This window comes from Acetivibrio straminisolvens JCM 21531 (genome assembly GCF_000521465.1).
Classification (GTDB): Bacteria; Bacillota; Clostridia; order Acetivibrionales; family Acetivibrionaceae; genus Hungateiclostridium; species Hungateiclostridium straminisolvens.
The window spans coordinates 98,501-115,282 of the sequence record NZ_BAVR01000002.1 but is presented as its reverse complement, the minus strand read 5'-3'; the positions used below and the strand labels follow the sequence as shown (position 1 = coordinate 115,282).

The 16,782-nt window shown below is 38.5% G+C and carries 20 protein-coding genes; 11 read left to right on the top strand and 9 right to left on the bottom strand.

Annotated elements, in window-relative coordinates; all coding sequences use genetic code 11:
• The 11 genes from JCM21531_RS19835 to JCM21531_RS19810 all read left to right on the top strand — a co-directional run.
• A partial coding sequence (locus JCM21531_RS19835; RefSeq protein ID WP_038286721.1) for an FHA domain-containing protein occupies positions 1-203 on the top strand: 203 nt, incomplete at its 5' end.
• A gap of 56 nt (positions 204-259) precedes the next feature.
• Positions 260-511: an FHA domain-containing protein gene (locus tag JCM21531_RS19830; protein ID WP_243466997.1), complete on the top strand. Its 252-nt coding sequence runs from the start codon at positions 260-262 to the stop codon at positions 509-511.
• 71 nt (positions 512-582) lie between these two features.
• On the top strand, positions 583-2,319 hold the full coding sequence (locus tag JCM21531_RS23395; RefSeq protein WP_279378948.1) for an FtsK/SpoIIIE domain-containing protein: 1,737 nt from the start codon (positions 583-585) through the stop codon (positions 2,317-2,319).
• Positions 2,268-4,655 carry a type VII secretion protein EssC gene (gene essC / locus JCM21531_RS19825; protein ID WP_369347549.1) on the top strand — a complete coding sequence of 796 codons (2,388 nt, stop codon included), beginning with the start codon at positions 2,268-2,270 and terminating at the stop codon, positions 4,653-4,655. The genes JCM21531_RS23395 and essC overlap by 52 nt, the downstream gene beginning before the upstream one ends.
• Before the next feature lie 131 nt (positions 4,656-4,786).
• On the top strand, positions 4,787-5,083 hold the full coding sequence (locus JCM21531_RS00960; RefSeq protein ID WP_038286719.1) for a WXG100 family type VII secretion target: 297 nt from the start codon (positions 4,787-4,789) through the stop codon (positions 5,081-5,083).
• 149 nt (positions 5,084-5,232) lie between these two features.
• Complete coding sequence (locus JCM21531_RS00955) at positions 5,233-5,481, top strand: EsaB/YukD family protein (protein WP_038286717.1); 249 nt, start codon at positions 5,233-5,235, stop codon at positions 5,479-5,481.
• A 58-nt stretch (positions 5,482-5,539) separates the two neighbouring features.
• Complete coding sequence (locus JCM21531_RS23390; RefSeq protein WP_279378944.1) at positions 5,540-6,241, top strand: PP2C family protein-serine/threonine phosphatase; 702 nt, start codon at positions 5,540-5,542, stop codon at positions 6,239-6,241.
• Complete coding sequence (locus JCM21531_RS23385) at positions 6,139-6,369, top strand: PP2C family protein-serine/threonine phosphatase (protein WP_279378946.1); 231 nt, start codon at positions 6,139-6,141, stop codon at positions 6,367-6,369. Before JCM21531_RS23390 ends, JCM21531_RS23385 begins: the two co-directional genes overlap by 103 nt.
• A gap of 136 nt (positions 6,370-6,505) precedes the next feature.
• Entirely contained in the window at positions 6,506-7,396 is an 891-nt protein-coding gene (locus JCM21531_RS19820) for a serine/threonine-protein kinase (RefSeq protein ID WP_243466996.1), read from the top strand.
• Positions 7,393-8,271 (top strand): DUF5050 domain-containing protein, encoded by an 879-nt coding sequence (locus JCM21531_RS19815; protein ID WP_243466995.1) that lies wholly within the window; start codon positions 7,393-7,395, stop codon positions 8,269-8,271. The genes JCM21531_RS19820 and JCM21531_RS19815 overlap by 4 nt, the downstream gene beginning before the upstream one ends.
• Positions 8,175-8,558, top strand: coding sequence for a DUF5050 domain-containing protein (locus JCM21531_RS19810; RefSeq protein ID WP_500784520.1), 384 nt, complete (start codon positions 8,175-8,177; stop codon positions 8,556-8,558). Before JCM21531_RS19815 ends, JCM21531_RS19810 begins: the two co-directional genes overlap by 97 nt.
• A 32-nt stretch (positions 8,559-8,590) precedes the next feature.
• Here the strand turns inward: JCM21531_RS19810 and JCM21531_RS00940 are convergent, their stop codons facing one another.
• The 9 genes from JCM21531_RS00940 to JCM21531_RS00900 form a co-directional block, all read right to left on the bottom strand.
• Entirely contained in the window at positions 8,591-9,085 is a 495-nt protein-coding gene (locus JCM21531_RS00940) for a hypothetical protein (protein WP_038286715.1), read from the bottom strand.
• Positions 9,086-9,103: 18 nt separating this feature from the next.
• Positions 9,104-9,409 carry a hypothetical protein gene (locus tag JCM21531_RS00935; protein ID WP_243466994.1) on the bottom strand — a complete coding sequence of 102 codons (306 nt, stop codon included), beginning with the start codon at positions 9,407-9,409 and terminating at the stop codon, positions 9,104-9,106.
• Positions 9,410-9,604: 195 nt separating this feature from the next.
• Positions 9,605-9,823: a hypothetical protein gene (locus tag JCM21531_RS00930; protein WP_038286713.1), complete on the bottom strand. Its 219-nt coding sequence runs from the start codon at positions 9,821-9,823 to the stop codon at positions 9,605-9,607.
• Positions 9,824-9,889: 66 nt separating this feature from the next.
• Positions 9,890-10,774 (bottom strand): hypothetical protein, encoded by an 885-nt coding sequence (locus tag JCM21531_RS00925; protein ID WP_038286710.1) that lies wholly within the window; start codon positions 10,772-10,774, stop codon positions 9,890-9,892.
• The gene (locus JCM21531_RS00920) at positions 10,768-11,745 is read right to left on the bottom strand and encodes a hypothetical protein (protein WP_038286709.1); all 978 of its coding nucleotides are present in this window, start codon (positions 11,743-11,745) and stop codon (positions 10,768-10,770) included. The genes JCM21531_RS00925 and JCM21531_RS00920 overlap by 7 nt, the downstream gene beginning before the upstream one ends.
• Entirely contained in the window at positions 11,723-13,180 is a 1,458-nt protein-coding gene (locus tag JCM21531_RS00915; protein WP_038286707.1) for an ATPase, T2SS/T4P/T4SS family, read from the bottom strand. The genes JCM21531_RS00920 and JCM21531_RS00915 overlap by 23 nt, the downstream gene beginning before the upstream one ends.
• A gap of 19 nt (positions 13,181-13,199) precedes the next feature.
• Positions 13,200-14,036 carry a MinD/ParA family ATP-binding protein gene (locus tag JCM21531_RS00910; RefSeq protein WP_038286705.1) on the bottom strand — a complete coding sequence of 279 codons (837 nt, stop codon included), beginning with the start codon at positions 14,034-14,036 and terminating at the stop codon, positions 13,200-13,202.
• Positions 14,006-14,890 carry an SAF domain-containing protein gene (locus JCM21531_RS00905; RefSeq protein ID WP_038286704.1) on the bottom strand — a complete coding sequence of 295 codons (885 nt, stop codon included), beginning with the start codon at positions 14,888-14,890 and terminating at the stop codon, positions 14,006-14,008. The genes JCM21531_RS00910 and JCM21531_RS00905 overlap by 31 nt, the downstream gene beginning before the upstream one ends.
• Before the next feature lie 176 nt (positions 14,891-15,066).
• The gene (locus JCM21531_RS00900; RefSeq protein WP_038286703.1) at positions 15,067-16,479 is read right to left on the bottom strand and encodes a CpaE/TadZ family protein; all 1,413 of its coding nucleotides are present in this window, start codon (positions 16,477-16,479) and stop codon (positions 15,067-15,069) included.
• Between the last annotated feature and the right edge of the window lie 303 nt (positions 16,480-16,782).

Sequence of the window (16,782 nt, the reverse complement as noted above, 5' to 3'; positions counted from 1 at the left end):
CCTACTTTGATAATTTTTTTAAAATTGTTGAAATTGATTCTTTCAACAAGAATATAATATCCATCGGACGCTCCGATTTAAACGATGTAGTGATTGATTCATCCTGTATTGATGAAAACCACTGCTCCCTGAAAAAGGAAGACAACCAGTGGTACATCTATAATCACAGTAAATCGGGGATTTTTGCAATGGAAGCACCATAAGCAAAAAGAATCTTATTCCCTATGATACTTATGTAATCGGAAATTCACCCGAAACCATGAGCAGAGCTGCCATTATTGTAAAGCCAGAAGATCCCTATGACAATGTTCTGGAAAACTTCGAAATAAGGGGAGTTTCAGAGATCACCATAGGAAAAAGCGAATCCTGCAATATAGTTTATTCGGACAAACTGGTCTCAAGTGAGCATGCCAAGATATATAAATCCATAGACGGAAAATATCATATTGCAGACCTTGAGAGTCTAAACGGTACCTTTTTGAACGGAAAAAGGTTTATGACAGCGCTTTAAATCAAGGTGATATAATCCATATCTGCGGATATAAAATAGTTTTTGAAGGCTCTTTTATTTCTGTGTACCACATGGGAGACGGAGTGTATGTTAACGGTCTTAAGGCAGCCTTAAAATCAGCCAAACCTCCGTATCCTTATATACAGCGTTCTCCAAGGCTTATGCCTGAAATGCCGGAAGGCGAAAAAGCAATACCCAATCCCCCGTCGGCAGCATCCAAACCAACTATATCATGGCTGGGCATTTTATTGCCTCCGATAATGATGTCTATTATATCAATTATTACGGCCGTTATTGGCAAATCAACCCATATGCTGCTTTCGTTTTCAATGACCTTTGTATCAGTAATTGTATCAATATCTCAATATATATCTCAAAATAAAAAATTTAAAGACGATACCGAGTTGAGAAGCAAAAAATATGGAGAAATCATCCACTCAATACGTAAAGAACTTGAAATAGCCCGGGAACAGCAAAAAAAAGGTATGCTTATTATGAACCCCGACCCCACCGAATGCATCAGACGTGTTGAAACCATAGACAGAAGGCTTTGGGAAAGAACTCCCCAGTTCAATGATTTTCTTTCGGCGCGGATAGGTATAGGAACCGCACCCTTGGCGATCAAGATTAATGTTCAAAGCCAGCCGCTTAGTATTGATAGTGACCCTTTAATGTCGGAACCTCAAAAGCTCTATGATGAGTTTAGTCTGGTTTCGGATATACCTGTTTGTGTCCCTTTATTTTATTCGGGTACAGCAGGAATAATAGGCTCAAGAAGTGAAGTTTTAAAAAATGTCAGAGCTTTAATTATGCAACTGGCAACCTTTCATTCCTATGAAGAGGTAAAAATTGTGCTGGTCTATCCCAAAGAGGAAGCCGACGAATGGGAATGGATTCGCTGGCTGCCCCATGTATGGAATGAAAATCGTCAAATCCGTTTTCTTGCAAATGATAAGGAAATGGCACACCAGTTATTTAGTTATTTCTATGATATAATAAAAGAGCGGGAACAGCGTACCAGCCATGATAAGAAGGATACACCTCCAACTCCTGTAAATTTACCCCATTATGTATTCATTCTGGCCGACATTCGTTTGATTGAAGATGAGCCGATTATGAATTATTTGGCTCACAACAATCAAGCCCTTGGTGTATCAACCGTTTATCTTTTTGATAGAATTGAGTATCTTCCGAAAGATTGCCAGGCCATCATTGAGCTTGCTCCCAAATCCGGCCATATGCTGCAAAGAAGCCAGGGTTCTTCCCCTATGCCCTTTTTACCGGATACAGTGTCTATAAAAGATGCCGAGCAGTTTTCAAGAAGAATGGCTCCAATACGCATAAAAGAATTGATGATTTCAACAAGCTTGCCTTCATCAATAACCCTTTTGCAAATGTATTCCGTCAGAACTGTCGAAGAATTAAATGTGCCGGAGCGTTGGAAAAAGAACAAGGCTTTCCGCTCATTGGCGGCACCCCTTGGAATACGCACCGGCAATGAGTTAATTTCCCTTGATCTTCACGAGCGCGGACAGGGACCCCACGGTTTGGTGGCAGGTACGACCGGTTCCGGTAAAAGTGAACTTTTACAATCCTTTATAATTTCTTTGGCAATAAACTTCCATCCCCATGATGTGGTTTTCGTGCTGATAGATTATAAAGGCGGAGGAATGGCAAATGCATTTCTTGATTTGCCCCATTTGGTTGGAACAATTACCAACCTTGGAGGAAATCAGCCAACCGTGCCCTTGTATCCATTAAAAGTGAACTTAAGAGGAGACAGACAATTTTTGCCCAATACGGGGTAAACCATATAGACAGCTATCAAAAGCTTTACCACAGCCAAAAAGCTAAAGAACCTCTTCCACATCTTGTCATAATTGCGGATGAATTTGCCGAATTGAAAAGCGAACAGCCGGATTTCATGAGGGAATTGGTAAGTACCGCAAGGGTTGGACGAAGCCTTGGTGTACATCTTATTCTTGCAACTCAGAAGCCGGCCGGAGTAGTTGACGATCAGATATGGAGTAACGCGCGCTTCCGTATTTGTCTTAAAGTTCAGGGACCTCATGACAGCCAAGATGTCATCAAACGCCCCGATGCTGCAGATATCAAATTGCCCGGAAGAGCCTACATCCAAGTCGGAAACGATGAAATATTCGAGCTTTTTCAGTCCGCATGGAGCGGAGCAGGATACACTCCCGATGCCAGTGAGGAAATCACTGCGCAAAACGATATTTCGGAGGTCGCTATAAACGGCAAACGCCACCAACTTTATACAAGATCTGCATCACAAATCAGCAAAGCTGAGTTCACTCAACTTCAAGCTGCTGTTTCTCATATAGCAGGTGTGGCACAGCATGAAAATATAAACCGTCTTAAAGGGCCATGGCTTCCGCCTCTTCCTGAACAGCTTTATCTTGAAAGTCTTCTTGCTGATGTAAAGGGATGCTGGGACGGTGAAAAGTGGACAAAGGCAGATACTTGGCTAAATCCCGTCATCGGACTATTCGATGACCCGGAAAATCAGCTTCAGGCTCCTTTGACAGTTGACCTTGGAAAAGAAGGACATTTAATCGTATACGGTTCGCCGGGATATGGTAAAACCACATTTTTGCAGACATTGATTATGTCCTTGGCATTAAACTACTCTCCTTCCGATGTAAATATCTATATACTGGATTTTGGAGTAAGAACTTTAGGTTTATTCTCCGGGCTCCCCCACGTTGGAGGAACAGTAACGGTTGACGAGGAAGAAAAACTGAACAAGCTCTTCAAATTCCTTATAAAAGAAATGGATACCCGCAAAGACCTCTTCTCCGACAAAGGGGTCAGCAGCTTGACAGCATATAGGGATGCCTCCGGAGAAACTCTTCCGGCAATTGTAGTTGTCATTGACAATTTCTCCGCCTTCTCTGAAATATACTCCGAACACGTGGATTATATTATTCAAATTTCCCGAGAAGGAGGCAACCTTGGCATACATATAGTAGTGACAAGCAGTAGTACATCATCAATCAGTTACAAATTGAGTTCCAATTTCAAGCTGGCTGTCGCCCTTCAGATGTCCGACAAAGGTGACTATTCGCTTATTGTGGGAAGAACTCAAGGTTTGGAGCCAAGCCCTGTAAACGGACGAGGCCTGATAAAGGGTAATCCTCCCCTTGAATTCCAGACAGCCTTGCCAGCGGAAGGTGAATCGGAAATCGAACGGACAATTAAACTTAAGTCGATTTTAAATGCAATATCCAAAAGCTGGACAGGACCTAAAGCCAAGCCTATTCCTGTCATGCCCGAAATCGTGTACTACAAAGACCTTATCATAAGAGATGAGGTTAAAAAGACCCTTGCCCGCAGGCCTGCGTGCATACCTTTGGGAATCGAAGAAAATGATATAGAGCCATGCTTCGTAGACCTTTTGGAAACACCCCATTTGTTGGTACCCGGAGATATTCAAAGCGGTAAAACAATATTCCTTCAAGCTCTGACCATTACCCTTGCTCTTAAATTTTCTCCGGAAAAGCTGGCAATACACATCTTTGACTCAAGCTCTATGGGGCTTTACGCACTAAGCCAGCTTCCCCACACAAAATCCTATACTAACGACGGGCATAATATAAACGAGTTTGCAGAAGCTCTTCAAAATGAAATTGACAACAGGAAATCCGAACTTAACGAGGAAAGAGTTCGGGCAGGAGGACTGATTAATGAAAAAGAGTTTATCTTGAGCCGTCAGCTCACTCTTATCCTGATTGACGACTTTAACGACTTTTTGCAGTATGCGGATCCTATTACCAAAGACCTGTTTGAACGACTGGCAAAAAAAGAACGAAATCTTGGTATAAGTATTGTTATGGCAGGGCATACCCAGGATATCGGTTCTAGCTGGGAGAGCTTTGCAAAAGCTTTTAAGGACATGCAAACAGGTGTATTACTGGGAAGTATCTCAGACCAACAGGTGTTTTCCGTCAGACTTCCCTATGGAACAACTGAAAAGGCAATAAAACCCGGTGACGGCTATCTTGTTAATCGAGGACGTTTTTGCAGAGTTAAGACAGCTATGCTGGAAAGCAATATTTTAAAGGCATGGATAACACAGATAAATAAAAGCTACAGCAAAAAAGACAATTCGTCTGTCGAATAAGGTAGTCGGATTGCTAATAATAGAATTATCTATTGATTTTTACTTATTTTTCTGAGATAATAGTATTGTTTGGTACAGTCTTCATATAGTCGAAATTTATACCAAAATGAAGTTTAAAGGGGGATAATAATATGGCAAATGTTATTCGTATTACACCTGTAGAAGTTAGAAACTCAGCTCGAAGAATAAAGGATAAAAGTACAGAAGCAAGGATATTTCTCGATACTGTTCAAAAGGAAATAGACAGTCTTAAGAGTATTTGGGAAGGTAAAGCTGCTCAAGCTTATGTAGATCAGTTTATTGCATTGAGAAAAGAGCTTGAAGGAAAGCTCAATAAATGTCTTGAAGATCTTCAGTTATCTCTGAATTCAGTTGCTGATGCACTTGAGCAGGCTGATCAGGAGATAGCAAATAAACTTCGCAAATAATACTTTTTTTAGTTACATAAATACACGGGATTATATAAGGGGCATCAAGCCCCATCGTTTTTTCCTCTTTCATTTACCCCAAGAGGCCAAATCGTAAAGGGGCTATGTAAAACCTGCATAGCCTCTTTTTTAAAGTGAGGATGTAAAGTATGAACAATGTAATTGTAACAGTTAAATGCAAAAATAAAAAAGAAACTCGTGATTTGGAACTGCCCACTGATATACCGGCAAAGCATCTGTCATCGTTAATAGCTTACGCTCTTCGCCTTGACGATGACCTAACCAGTGTTACTTCGAAGTTTCATTTGTATGCTGAGCCTTTAGGACGGGTTCTTAGAGATGATGAAACACTTGAAGATGCCGGAGTGTGGGATGGCTCCACCTTAACAATTCTATAATTAATATATAATCGTAATATTGTTTGCTTTATATAACTTTAGTATGAAAGGACAAGCCATGTATAGTGAAAAAAATATAATACTTCGGGCTTCAGCTGCAACAAATGTTGGCTTTGTGCGCAGCATTAACGAAGATAATTTTTATCTTAACGGCATCTATTTTTCTCCGTCTACCACAGAAAAGACAGTTCTTTTTGACATAAATGAAGCCGATTCTTTTTTCCTGTTTGCCGTAAGTGACGGCATGGGCGGAGAAGCCTTCGGTGATAAAGCTTCTCTTACTGCCATGCTCGAATTAAAAAAGGCCCATAACTTTATCAAAAACAATAATAACGGCAATATTGAAGGTTGCGTCAACAGAATTAATTCCTATATTAAAAACACCAACAATCTAATATATAACTTGGGAGTTGAATATGGTGCAAGAACAGGAGCAACCTTTGCTGCCCTTTTGATATACGGCGGCCAAGCAAAGGCACTGAACTTGGGCGACAGCCGAATATATCATGTGAGAGACAATGAAATAATCCGACTTACCAAAGACCATACAGAAGCTGAAAGACTCATAAGACTGGGCATTTTAAGCCTGAAGAAGCATCGAACAGCCCAAGTAAACACTTGCTTTACAAGTTTCTCGGCATACCTCCGGAAGAAGGAATTGTTGAAGCGGACGTTTCGGAAAGCTTTTCTCTTGAAAAGGGGGATGTATTTCTTCTTTGCACTGACGGCCTTACAAATATGGTTGAAGATGAGTTCATAAAGAGTACTATAAATACCGAGAACGATCCTTCTAAAATCGCACGAACACTTATAAACGAAGCACTAATAAACGGAGGTTCTGACAATATAACCTGTATTGTTGTCAAAATTGAAGATATCTTAATGTAAATCGGAATATAATTACACATTTCATTGTCTATATAGCGTATTTGATGCTATAATTTTATAGAAATATTATAAGCAAATTCCTTGGAGGTCCGAAAAATGCACGTTTCTTTTGATGATTATATAAAAAAATACGAGCTTGTGGGGCGCATGGCGTGTAGAATCCTTTATCGGCGAAGGAAGCTATGGGAAAGTATATAAGATTTTTAAAGAGGAATGGGGTTTTAAATACCAGTCTGCCTTAAAGCTTATAAGTATTCCCACCCAAGAACAGCACCGCGAAGCTGTTGCAACCATCGGCAATGATGACAATTCCTTGGAGCAATATTTTCAAAGTGCTGTTAAAAACATCGTTAACGAAATACATATGATGTATACCTTGCGCGGAAATACAAATATAGTAAGCTACGAAGACCATTTGGTACAAAAAAGCAGCGAGCGTTTCGGATGGGATATACTTATAAGAATGGAGTATCTCACAACACTTAATAAATACATATCCCAAAACGGTCTTACCCGAGCCGGTGTAATAAATGTTGCTCTGGATATCTGTTCTGCCTTGGAAATCTGTGAGCAAAAGAAAATAATCCATAGGGACATAAAAGACGAGAATATATTCGTTACCTCCGACGGTAAATTCAAGCTCGGCGACTTCGGCATTGCTAAGGAACTGACACGAATCTCGCTGGCTTCCTCTATACGGGGTACTCCTCTTTATATGGCACCGGAAGTCTACAGAGGAAGGCCATATGATTCAAGGTCCGATTTGTATTCCTTGGGTATTGTAATATATAAGCTTTTAAATCACGGAAGATTTCCCTTTATGCCTCCCTATCCTCAGGAGCTTAAGTATAAAGACAGCGAAGCAGCTTTGGATAAAAGGCTTTCCGGCGAGGCACTTACCCCTCCCCTTCAGGCCGGTGAAAAGCTCTCGCAGTTTATATTGAAAATGTGTGCTTTTGATCCCGATGCAAGATATTCCTCTGCCACAGAGGCGAAAAAGCGCTTTACGAGATTTTGTCGGAGATGAGCTATGAAGAACACTCATTTTGGGTTATTTCACCATCTGCTGCTGATAATACTGTAATGGATACTGAACTTATGCAAAACTCCCCTTCACAACACGATGTGATTATGCCGCAGATTAACAATGCAAACATGAACGATAAAAATATGGACGATGAGTGTATGGATACTGTATTGCTGGATGTTCAAAATCAGCCGGAAGCACCGAAAAAAACATTGGACAGAACAGTCAGTATCTTTGGAAGTTTACTAAGAAGAGAAATGGTTTACAACCATACGGGAAACCAATCCGGCAATATTTTAAACGGAGGACTGGTATGTACTCAAGGATCCTGGCTTTATTTTTCCAATGCCGGTTCCGACTTTAACATCTACAAAGTAAAGTTTGACGGAAGTGACCTTCAGAAGGTAAACAATGACGAATCCTGGTTTCTTAATGTTTGCGGAAACTGGATTTATTACACCGACCCAAACAATAATGACAACATATTCAGAATTGACCTCGAGGGAAACGGTAAGACCCAACTCAACAACGACCGTTCCTGGGACATGACAGTTAGCGGGGATTGGATTTACTACATAAATGAAAGTGACGGTTACAAGCTATATAAAATAAAAACCGATGGTACCGAAAAGACTAAGTTGAATAACGACTTCACCCACAGCCTGTTTATTAAGGATGATTGGATTTACTACAGCAACAAAAGTGACGGGGGTAAAATATACAGGATAAACACCATGGGCAAAGGCAGGACAAGAATTGTAAGTGATGAAGCAGCTATATCAATGTTTACGGTGATTATATTTTTTACTGCAATAAAAGTGACGGATTTAAGCTGTATAAAGCAAGCATTGACGGCCGTTCCAAAAACAAGCTGAATGATGATATATCCTATAATATAAATGTGTCAAACGGCTGGGTCTACTACTGCAACAAGAGCGACGGCGGAAGCATTTACCGAATCAGAACTGAGGGCACAGACAAGACAAAGCTCAACAATGAAAACTCCGAATTCATAAATTTGGCCAACGAGCACATATATTATAGCAGCAAAACCACTGGCGGCAAGCTTTATAGCATGTCTCTAGGCGGAAGCAATCGGACAAAAATAAGTATGGATAAAAATAATAATGAGGATAATGATGAGGGCTGGTTTTATCTATAAACCTGTCCTCTATTTCCTCACTTATAAAAGCATTAGTTTTCCATGCGGGCAAACATCGTTCTTTCTCTTACTAGCTCAAAGGAATTGTCCCCTACAAATAGCTTTAAGTAATTTCTTTTAAATTTGTAGTTCGTTGTGACAATAATATGGCACTTATCGGGGTTTTCCTTGTCATATTGGAATTCAACTACAAAATCATTGTATCTTTCATTTTTTGATTTAAAATATACTTTATTATCATCATTATCTTTCAAATCCTCATACTCCAACTTGAGGGTGGCAGCAAAAACTTCGCAAAAAACACTGATAAAGTTTTCGTCTTCGCTGTCCATATCAAAATTAAACTTTTTTTCCAGATTCCTGATATCCGTCAATTTAAAGCCGGACAATCGTGCAGATTTTGCTGCCGACTCTACGGCAGAATCTATCTGTGCCTTCTCCGCAAAAATCTCAACCATTTCAAAAAAAGGCTGAAATAGAATTGACGCAAGTACAATAATCAGGACCATTATCGCCAAATTTTTCATAAAACCACCTTTTTGCCTTTATATCGGGTCCTCATCTATATATAGAGAATCAATACTTTTATCAAAATACAGGCACGTTGTCTCAACCGTAAAAGATACAGGCCAGTCACGCTCTACTTTCACAAACCCCATATCCATACGAATAGGATACCTCGCTGTTATAGTAATACTAAACTGAGCCCCTCTCTGCAAAATCCCAGGTTCGAACTGTCCTTCTATGTCACTTAAGCTAATAGGGTTCTCTTTGAAGAAGGGCTTTTTATTCAGGTTTTCAATTATCATCAATGCCTCATCTTCATCAATATAGTTGTGCTGCGCCGCCAATGTTGATAAGTTATACGTTTCATAAGCCAAAGTCATGTACCAGGGAAAGAAAAAAATGAAATTTGTTGTTATCAAAAATACAGTGCAAACCAGGAGTACAATTACTATACTTTTTGCAAAACCCGTCATAGAAAATCACCCGGTGGTTCTATTGACATAGCCGGGTATAACCTCCTTGCATACAATTATTAACAATTAACCCATAAGTTTCTGTATCTGCTCCCATAAAAACTCCCACACAGTGTTTACCATTTCATTCAATAATCCATTCCTCAATATGCTAAGAATAAGCCCGATAACCACAATTACCGCTACAGTAATAGCAATCTGCTTTACTCCGAACTCTCCCCTCTCATCTTTTACAAACTTTTTGATTGAATTTTTAAGTAAATCCATATTTACTGTCTTCTTCATTTGAAATAACCCCCTCTGGTTTTAATTATTTTTTATATATGCTTTAAAAACTCTAATAATCTAATTTTAACTAAATAATTTGATGGCATCAACAAACATAAAGTAATAGTAAATTACAACATAAATCACCAATACAAGAATCAAAACAAACTGCATTCTTGCATTCTTTTGTTCCCTTCTGTTTAGCTCATCCTCTAAGGACACGACTCTTAAGTCGTAAAGCTCATTTTTTAAATATGTCATCTGAGAGATATTGTCATATCCCCTAAGCCTTGTTTCCATTATATCACAAAACTTGATAATATGTCTTAACGGAACACGTTTTTTTAACTGCTTTAATGCGTACTCCTCTCCATACTCAACGTTATCCAGAAAAACCTCTAGCTCTGCAGCCATATCCTCATTGGCATTAGGAAGAAAGTCTTTCACCACATCCGCCAAATAAATATTAATAGATCTGGCATACTGATAGTAAAGCATGTTGTAAAACGAAGGAAAGTCTGCCAGTATATTATTGTTCTTTTTTTCTATCATCTTTTCAAGTTCATCAACCGGATAGAGCCATCCCAATACAATAAATATCAAACATCCATAGCCAATTAGAGTATTAATATTCATGGCAATCATGGATATGCCTATGGCACCTATTACATACAAAACCTGTTTTAACCTTATCTCTTCCGGTGTTATTCTTAAATCCAGCCTTTTAATCAAGAAATTGTATTCATTTCTCTTTACATCACTAAGCAAAAGCTTGTTTGAAAATCTCCTTAGCACTATATCTTTAAAGTACAAATACTTTTCAGCTTTCTTCTGATCCCTCTTCCTCTTAATAAAATCTCTGGAATGTTCCTTTCTTCTGCGGGTCATGGGCCTAAAAAGAGGGTATATTAATGTAAATGCAAGATAAATTATCGCTGCCAAAGCACATAGTTTAGAAAATATTACCATTTATTCTCCCCTCCAAAACTTCCTATGTCGGTCTGCAACGCCTGACATCTTGCAAAGCTCAGACAGATGGAAACTATGGTAAGGGTAAGAATAAAGCGCCCCGGTGTGCTCTCCAGCAAGAAACTTCTCAACTCCGAAATTGTCATTGAATAAGCGACAAATATAACTATCAATGCTGTTTTCATTATAAAATTCATATTCATCTTTTTAAAGATTCTATTCTTCCTGGCGTTTATTTCCCTTAAAGCAGCATTCTCTTCAACAATATCAAGAAAAATATCGGCCATACCCTTACGTTCATTGTACTCGAAAATAACCGCTTTTTTAGCAAAGTTGTCAAACTTCGGGCCCAACTGGCGGTTTAGTATTTCCATTGCCCTTTTGAAAGAATAACCGTAGTTTTCGCAGTTTTCCACGAACTGAATGAAAAACGGTCTTATGTCGGCATTAATATATTCATCAGACTCCAAAACCTTTTTTATTGCCACAAGAACTCCGTCCCTTGCCAAAGGACAAATCAAGTCCTCGGCATCCATAATACTTTCAATCTTAGCCGCTTTTATGTTCCTTGACCTCATGGTAAAGTATGTAACCGCACCAACCAACAAGGAAACTGCAACCAATGCTGACAGCGTAACATCCTTTAAAAAAAGCACGATTACCAAAACTAATATGGCAAAAAGTATGCTGATAAATGAGTTAAATCCCTCCAACGTCAGCGGCAGATTATAATCGAAAATTATATTCTCTACTACCCTGTTATATTTTGAAATAATGTTGTCATTTGTTTTAACAATTTTATTTCTTTTTATTCTCTCAAGGTATTTCTTAGTGTTATGATTGGCAATGGCATCTATTATATATGTAAAAAGATTCTTCAAATCACTAAGAAGCCTGAGGTCCAGTAGCGTATTCAGTATAATTAACAGCACTAGCCCAATAACTACACTAAATATTGCATTTAATAGCATCTATATCGTAAACCTCCTCTTCATCGGGATCAACCGGAAGCGTGAGGAACTCAAATTTGCTTCGCTTAATTCCTGCTTTCATCATTCTGTCAATAAGATCTTCCGATATACAACCTACCCTTTTGTGCTTGCCTATTATTGCTCTAACCTCACCTGTAACAGGGTCATCATCAACATCCTCAGGAATGAATTTATATATCTGATTTATAATAGGCTTTAAGCCATCGGAACCTCTAATCTCCGAAATTGATGTAACTTTACGGGTTCCGTCCGCAAGCTTTTCTTGGAATATGACAAATTTAACTGCGTTACATATATTTCTCAATGCCAATTCTGCAGGCTCTTTGGATTTTATAAGGTATGCGGTGAGGAACCTGTAAATAGCCTCCTTATCGCCTTCAGCATGCAGGGTCGTGAAGAAATAGTGACCGGTCTGTGCAGCCCGCAGAGCAGTTTCAAACTCTCCGGGAGAACGAAGCTCACCCGGACCTATCCAGTGAGGAGACTGTCTCATGGCATTTATCAATAGGTTTTCCATTGTTGCAGGGCTGCTGTCATCATCATCGGGAACGCACTCATACTGAAGCACGTCATTTATAACTCTTTCATTAGGATCGTCGTTTTTATGCCTTAGGAGTCTGTATTCTGCAGGGTTTTCAATTGTTATAATACGGCAAAGTGGATCTATCTGCTTTATCAAAACTTCATTTAGTGTAGTCTTTCCGCTTCCGGTTGGCCCCGCTGTCATCCAAGAAAGATTCGCCCTAGGTATCAGCGAAAGAAGCTTAAACATATTCACCGAAAATGACTTCTCCTGTATCATCTCTTGCGGGGTTAGCGTATACTTTTTAAACTTTCTGACCAAAAATGCCGGATTTCCGTAAGGCGAAATATCCGCATGGGTAGCATTAACCCTGTAGCCCTCTATAGTACGGGCATTTACCATCGGAGTTCTGGGCGTAAGCCTTACCTTTGACACTCCGATGAGCTTGGCAATTATTCTTTCCATATGCTCCCTGTCGGTAAAGCACTTGTCCCAAATCTCGGTTTTTCCCCTCTTTTCCACAAATATCTGCTGCGGTCCATTTGCCCTGATTTCATCTATCAAAGGGTCTTCCATGGCATCCGTAATAGGACCGTATTGTGTTATCTCATCTATAAGGGCATTTCTTAGCACCGAAAGCTCTTCATATCCTTCAACCTCAGGTTTCTGAGTTTCAACATAGTCAATTATGTACCTTTCCGTCATTTCCCTTTTTTTAGCCGGGTCTTCAATCCTTCTGTAGAAATTTGTTGCCACATTACTTATATACTGTTGACACTGCTTTAGACATTCCTCAAAGGTCATGGATGTCAATTTGCTTCCCGAAGTATTGGTTCTATGTATATATTTTGCTTTCTTTTGAAGTTCACTTACAGTACTTCTTGATAACATTTCAAGCCCTCCAAAACCTTTAGTGTTTCGTCAATAAGTTAACTAATAAATTCATCGATTCCTTGTATTTTTTGTTGATTATCAAGCTGTCAGCAATATATACTCTTCCCTCTAAGGAAAGATCAATGGCACCTGAGACAAAAGGAAACTCTGCAATAAGCTTCATCTTCATATCTTCTATTATTGTTTTGTCATACTTAATGCCATATAAATTATTCAAAATTACATTCATAAGCTTTGACACACCAATTCCCAAAGACCCTATAAACTCCAAAAGCCTGCTGGTATTCTGAGGACAGTCAATCCGTTCCCCCCATATAAAGAATCCCACATTGCAGTTTTTAAGAGATGAAACGCAAAATTCCAATGGCGGAATATTGGGAATATCTATAAGTACAAAATCAAAAGTCTCCTTAAGAGAAGTTATCACACGGTCCACGTCATCCAACTGAAAGTCAAAATAGTCCTCCATAGGGTCGGAAGGACTCGGAGACAACAGATACAAGTTCCTATATTTGGTCTCGTTAATCACATCTCTTATATCAACTTTGTCGCTTCTGCAAATCCTTATAAGCCCCTTCCCTGCAGGATTTGCTTCACAATCAAGCAGCTTGTATATATTAGGGTAAAAAACCTTCGCATCTAAAATACAAGTATTAAACCCCTTTTGAGCAATTGCCACTGCAAGATTGACAAGGAGAATGGAAGAATCTGAACAATCCGAAGCAGGAATAAACCCTATAACATTATCAATAATTCTATTAATCTCCATTTCGTTGTATATCTTATCCCTTGGGGACAATTTCTCTAGAAGAGATTTTAATTCTACTCCTTCGTTTCGCCCTCTGTTATCCACGACTCTACCTCCTTCTCTATTACAGGAAGCTGGTCAAATACTTCATCATTTCCATCCCTGGTCAGTATGGTAAAAGTAAACACGGCATCCTGCTGCGCCTTAAACTTTGCATATTTGTTTACCTGTTCTTTTGTAGCTGCCAGAAGCAATGATTCAGCTTTAATATTTTGCATGAACTCACGGCTTTTCATTACTTCCTGTCTTTCCTTTTCACTGAGCTTGAAAACCTCTTTCAAGACTTCATAAATAGAACGCCCCGAAGAGTTGATAAGATCCTTTACACGAATACTGTCAAATAATATCTCTGTCTTCTTTTCCTTTTTCGAAGTGCCGTATATCATACCGTCTAAGGACTGTGATGCAGAGCTTTCATCGGTATATGTAACCCTAACTCTTACCAAATCCCCCGGACGCAATATATCTCCACCGCATTCGAGATAATTATACTTTATGGTAAGAACTTCATAATCATTTTCCAGCTCATACAGCCATTCGGTTTTACGCGGTTTTTCATCTGTGAGCTGATCAAAATAGATAGGATCACCATTTCTCAAATAATACAGACTGTACATATTTAGGACACTGTCCACTTTATCGTAGGTAATCATATCATTCTTAAATTCTTTTCTGATAATGGAGTATTTTCCAATATTATCTTTTGTAATAAGAGTGTTTGCAGGTATACCACCTGAAGATTTGACCACAACAATATCAACAGTATCCTTTGCAGAATCGTTTAAACCATTAAGATAAATAAAGGCTCCAACAATAACTGCAATACTTACAAATATCGCCAGTAACTTTTTCGGAAGTTGATTGCCGGGCTTTATACTTTTTATACTGTTAATGTCCATAATTGTACCCCCTGTTTAAAATACTGCATAGATTATTTTAAGGAATTGGCTTTTTTTCTCTAAATAATGACATAAAATAACAATATTCATGCCCCATAATATAAATTATACTAACTATAGGAATCTTTTTCAATATGAATAAAAAACTTTTATGTAGTACAAAAATATATGCAATATTACAGCAAATTCTTAAGTATTGTAAAATAATGATTTTTATAAGCCTTATTAGTCGAAACAATTTTTTGTCCCGAATCAATTTGAAGATCAAATTCTCTTGAGTACGGAACAACTCCAGCCGGATTTAAATCACTGCTATATCCTCCTAATTCACACATGATTTTACATGTCAACTCCGGAGTAAAGGTTTTGCCGTTATGTCTGTTTGCTTCATTATATTTTGTCAAGACCGGTCTGGACTTTACGTTAAACAAAACCAGGTCCTCCTTGACGAAAAGGTCTTCGACAGTCCTTACGGTACTGATTGCCGAATACAAATTATTATTGACACACAAAGCTATACTGTCTATCTGTGTTAGCAATTGGGAATACTTGCTTAAAGTGTTTATTGGCATATCAATCAAAACTACATTAAATCTAAGCCTTAAGAAATTAATAAATGCCGAAAGCTTTTTTATGTCAATTATCTCCAATAATTTATCTTTTGATGATATTGAATAAGCCAAAGTAGTAACAAATAAATTGTCATTAATTCTACATGAATTTATATCATAAGAATCCGGTTTTATAATACATCTAATCAATGAATAAGACAAATCAGGGTTATACTCAACTTCATCCCCGAACTTTGAGAAATATAAATTTATGCCCCTATAATCAATATCTAAATCTACTACTATTGTAGAAAGTCCTTGCGCACTCGACTCTATTGCAAGATTTGCTACCGTACTTGTGACGCCGGCTCCCCTGCATCCCGTAACTACAATTACCTTTCTGAAATCTTTGGACACAAGAGATATTTTTTGCTTAGGATGCGCAGCATTATCTATTATTGTGCTTTTTGCCCCTCCGCTTTCAAAGTTATCCTCATTTGCATTCGTTCTTGAGAAAAAGGGCAATTTTCTTCCAAACAAAGTTCTTGACTTTCCGGATAATGTCTGAGTCAGCTTCCCTTCCGAAGTTTTGGAAGGATCGGCCGGTGCTTGATTTTCTATCTGCCGAGCCCCTGAAGGTTTTTGGTTCTGATTCTTTAAACAGACTTCCTGAATATATGTTATCGGTATACGCACATTGTCAACAAAAAACACTTCAAACCTGCTGTCCCCCGATACTACGTTGTTATATTCATTAAGATAAGCCGGATCCTTTGTAATGAACTTTAATGTAATATACGGATATGAGCTGTTCATTAATTCTTTTAAAGTATTTAATGTATCTGTAAAACTTTCGGTGCCTTCGACAATGCCGGCATCCATCAATAGTATGCTGTCAAAATCCAAGCTGTTTCTTATTAAATTGTTAAGAGCATCATCGAAAGTATTGCCAATATGTACCACTTCGATGTCCCGATTCTCTTCTAAGGATTTCTTCAGCATCTCGCTTTTTGAACCAGCAATAAGGTATAACTTCATTACAATCACCTTTCATATCATATTTCCTGTTATACTAAATAGATTCGCCAAAAACTAAACTGCCCCTACTAAACTCGCCAAATAATGAACCAATATAATGAAAAAGTATACCATGATAATTATTCCATTTCAATTATCACATTAATAAAAACTCAGGATATCGAGTGCTTTTGTCTCTCTCATTTCGCCTAAAGAGGCAAAAGTTCGGGAAATCGAGTGCCTTCGCTCTTGCCTCTTTCATTTCATTTCCAGATGCAAAACAAAAGAGCCGTCCTGCTTTTTGGACAGCTCTTATCAAAAGAG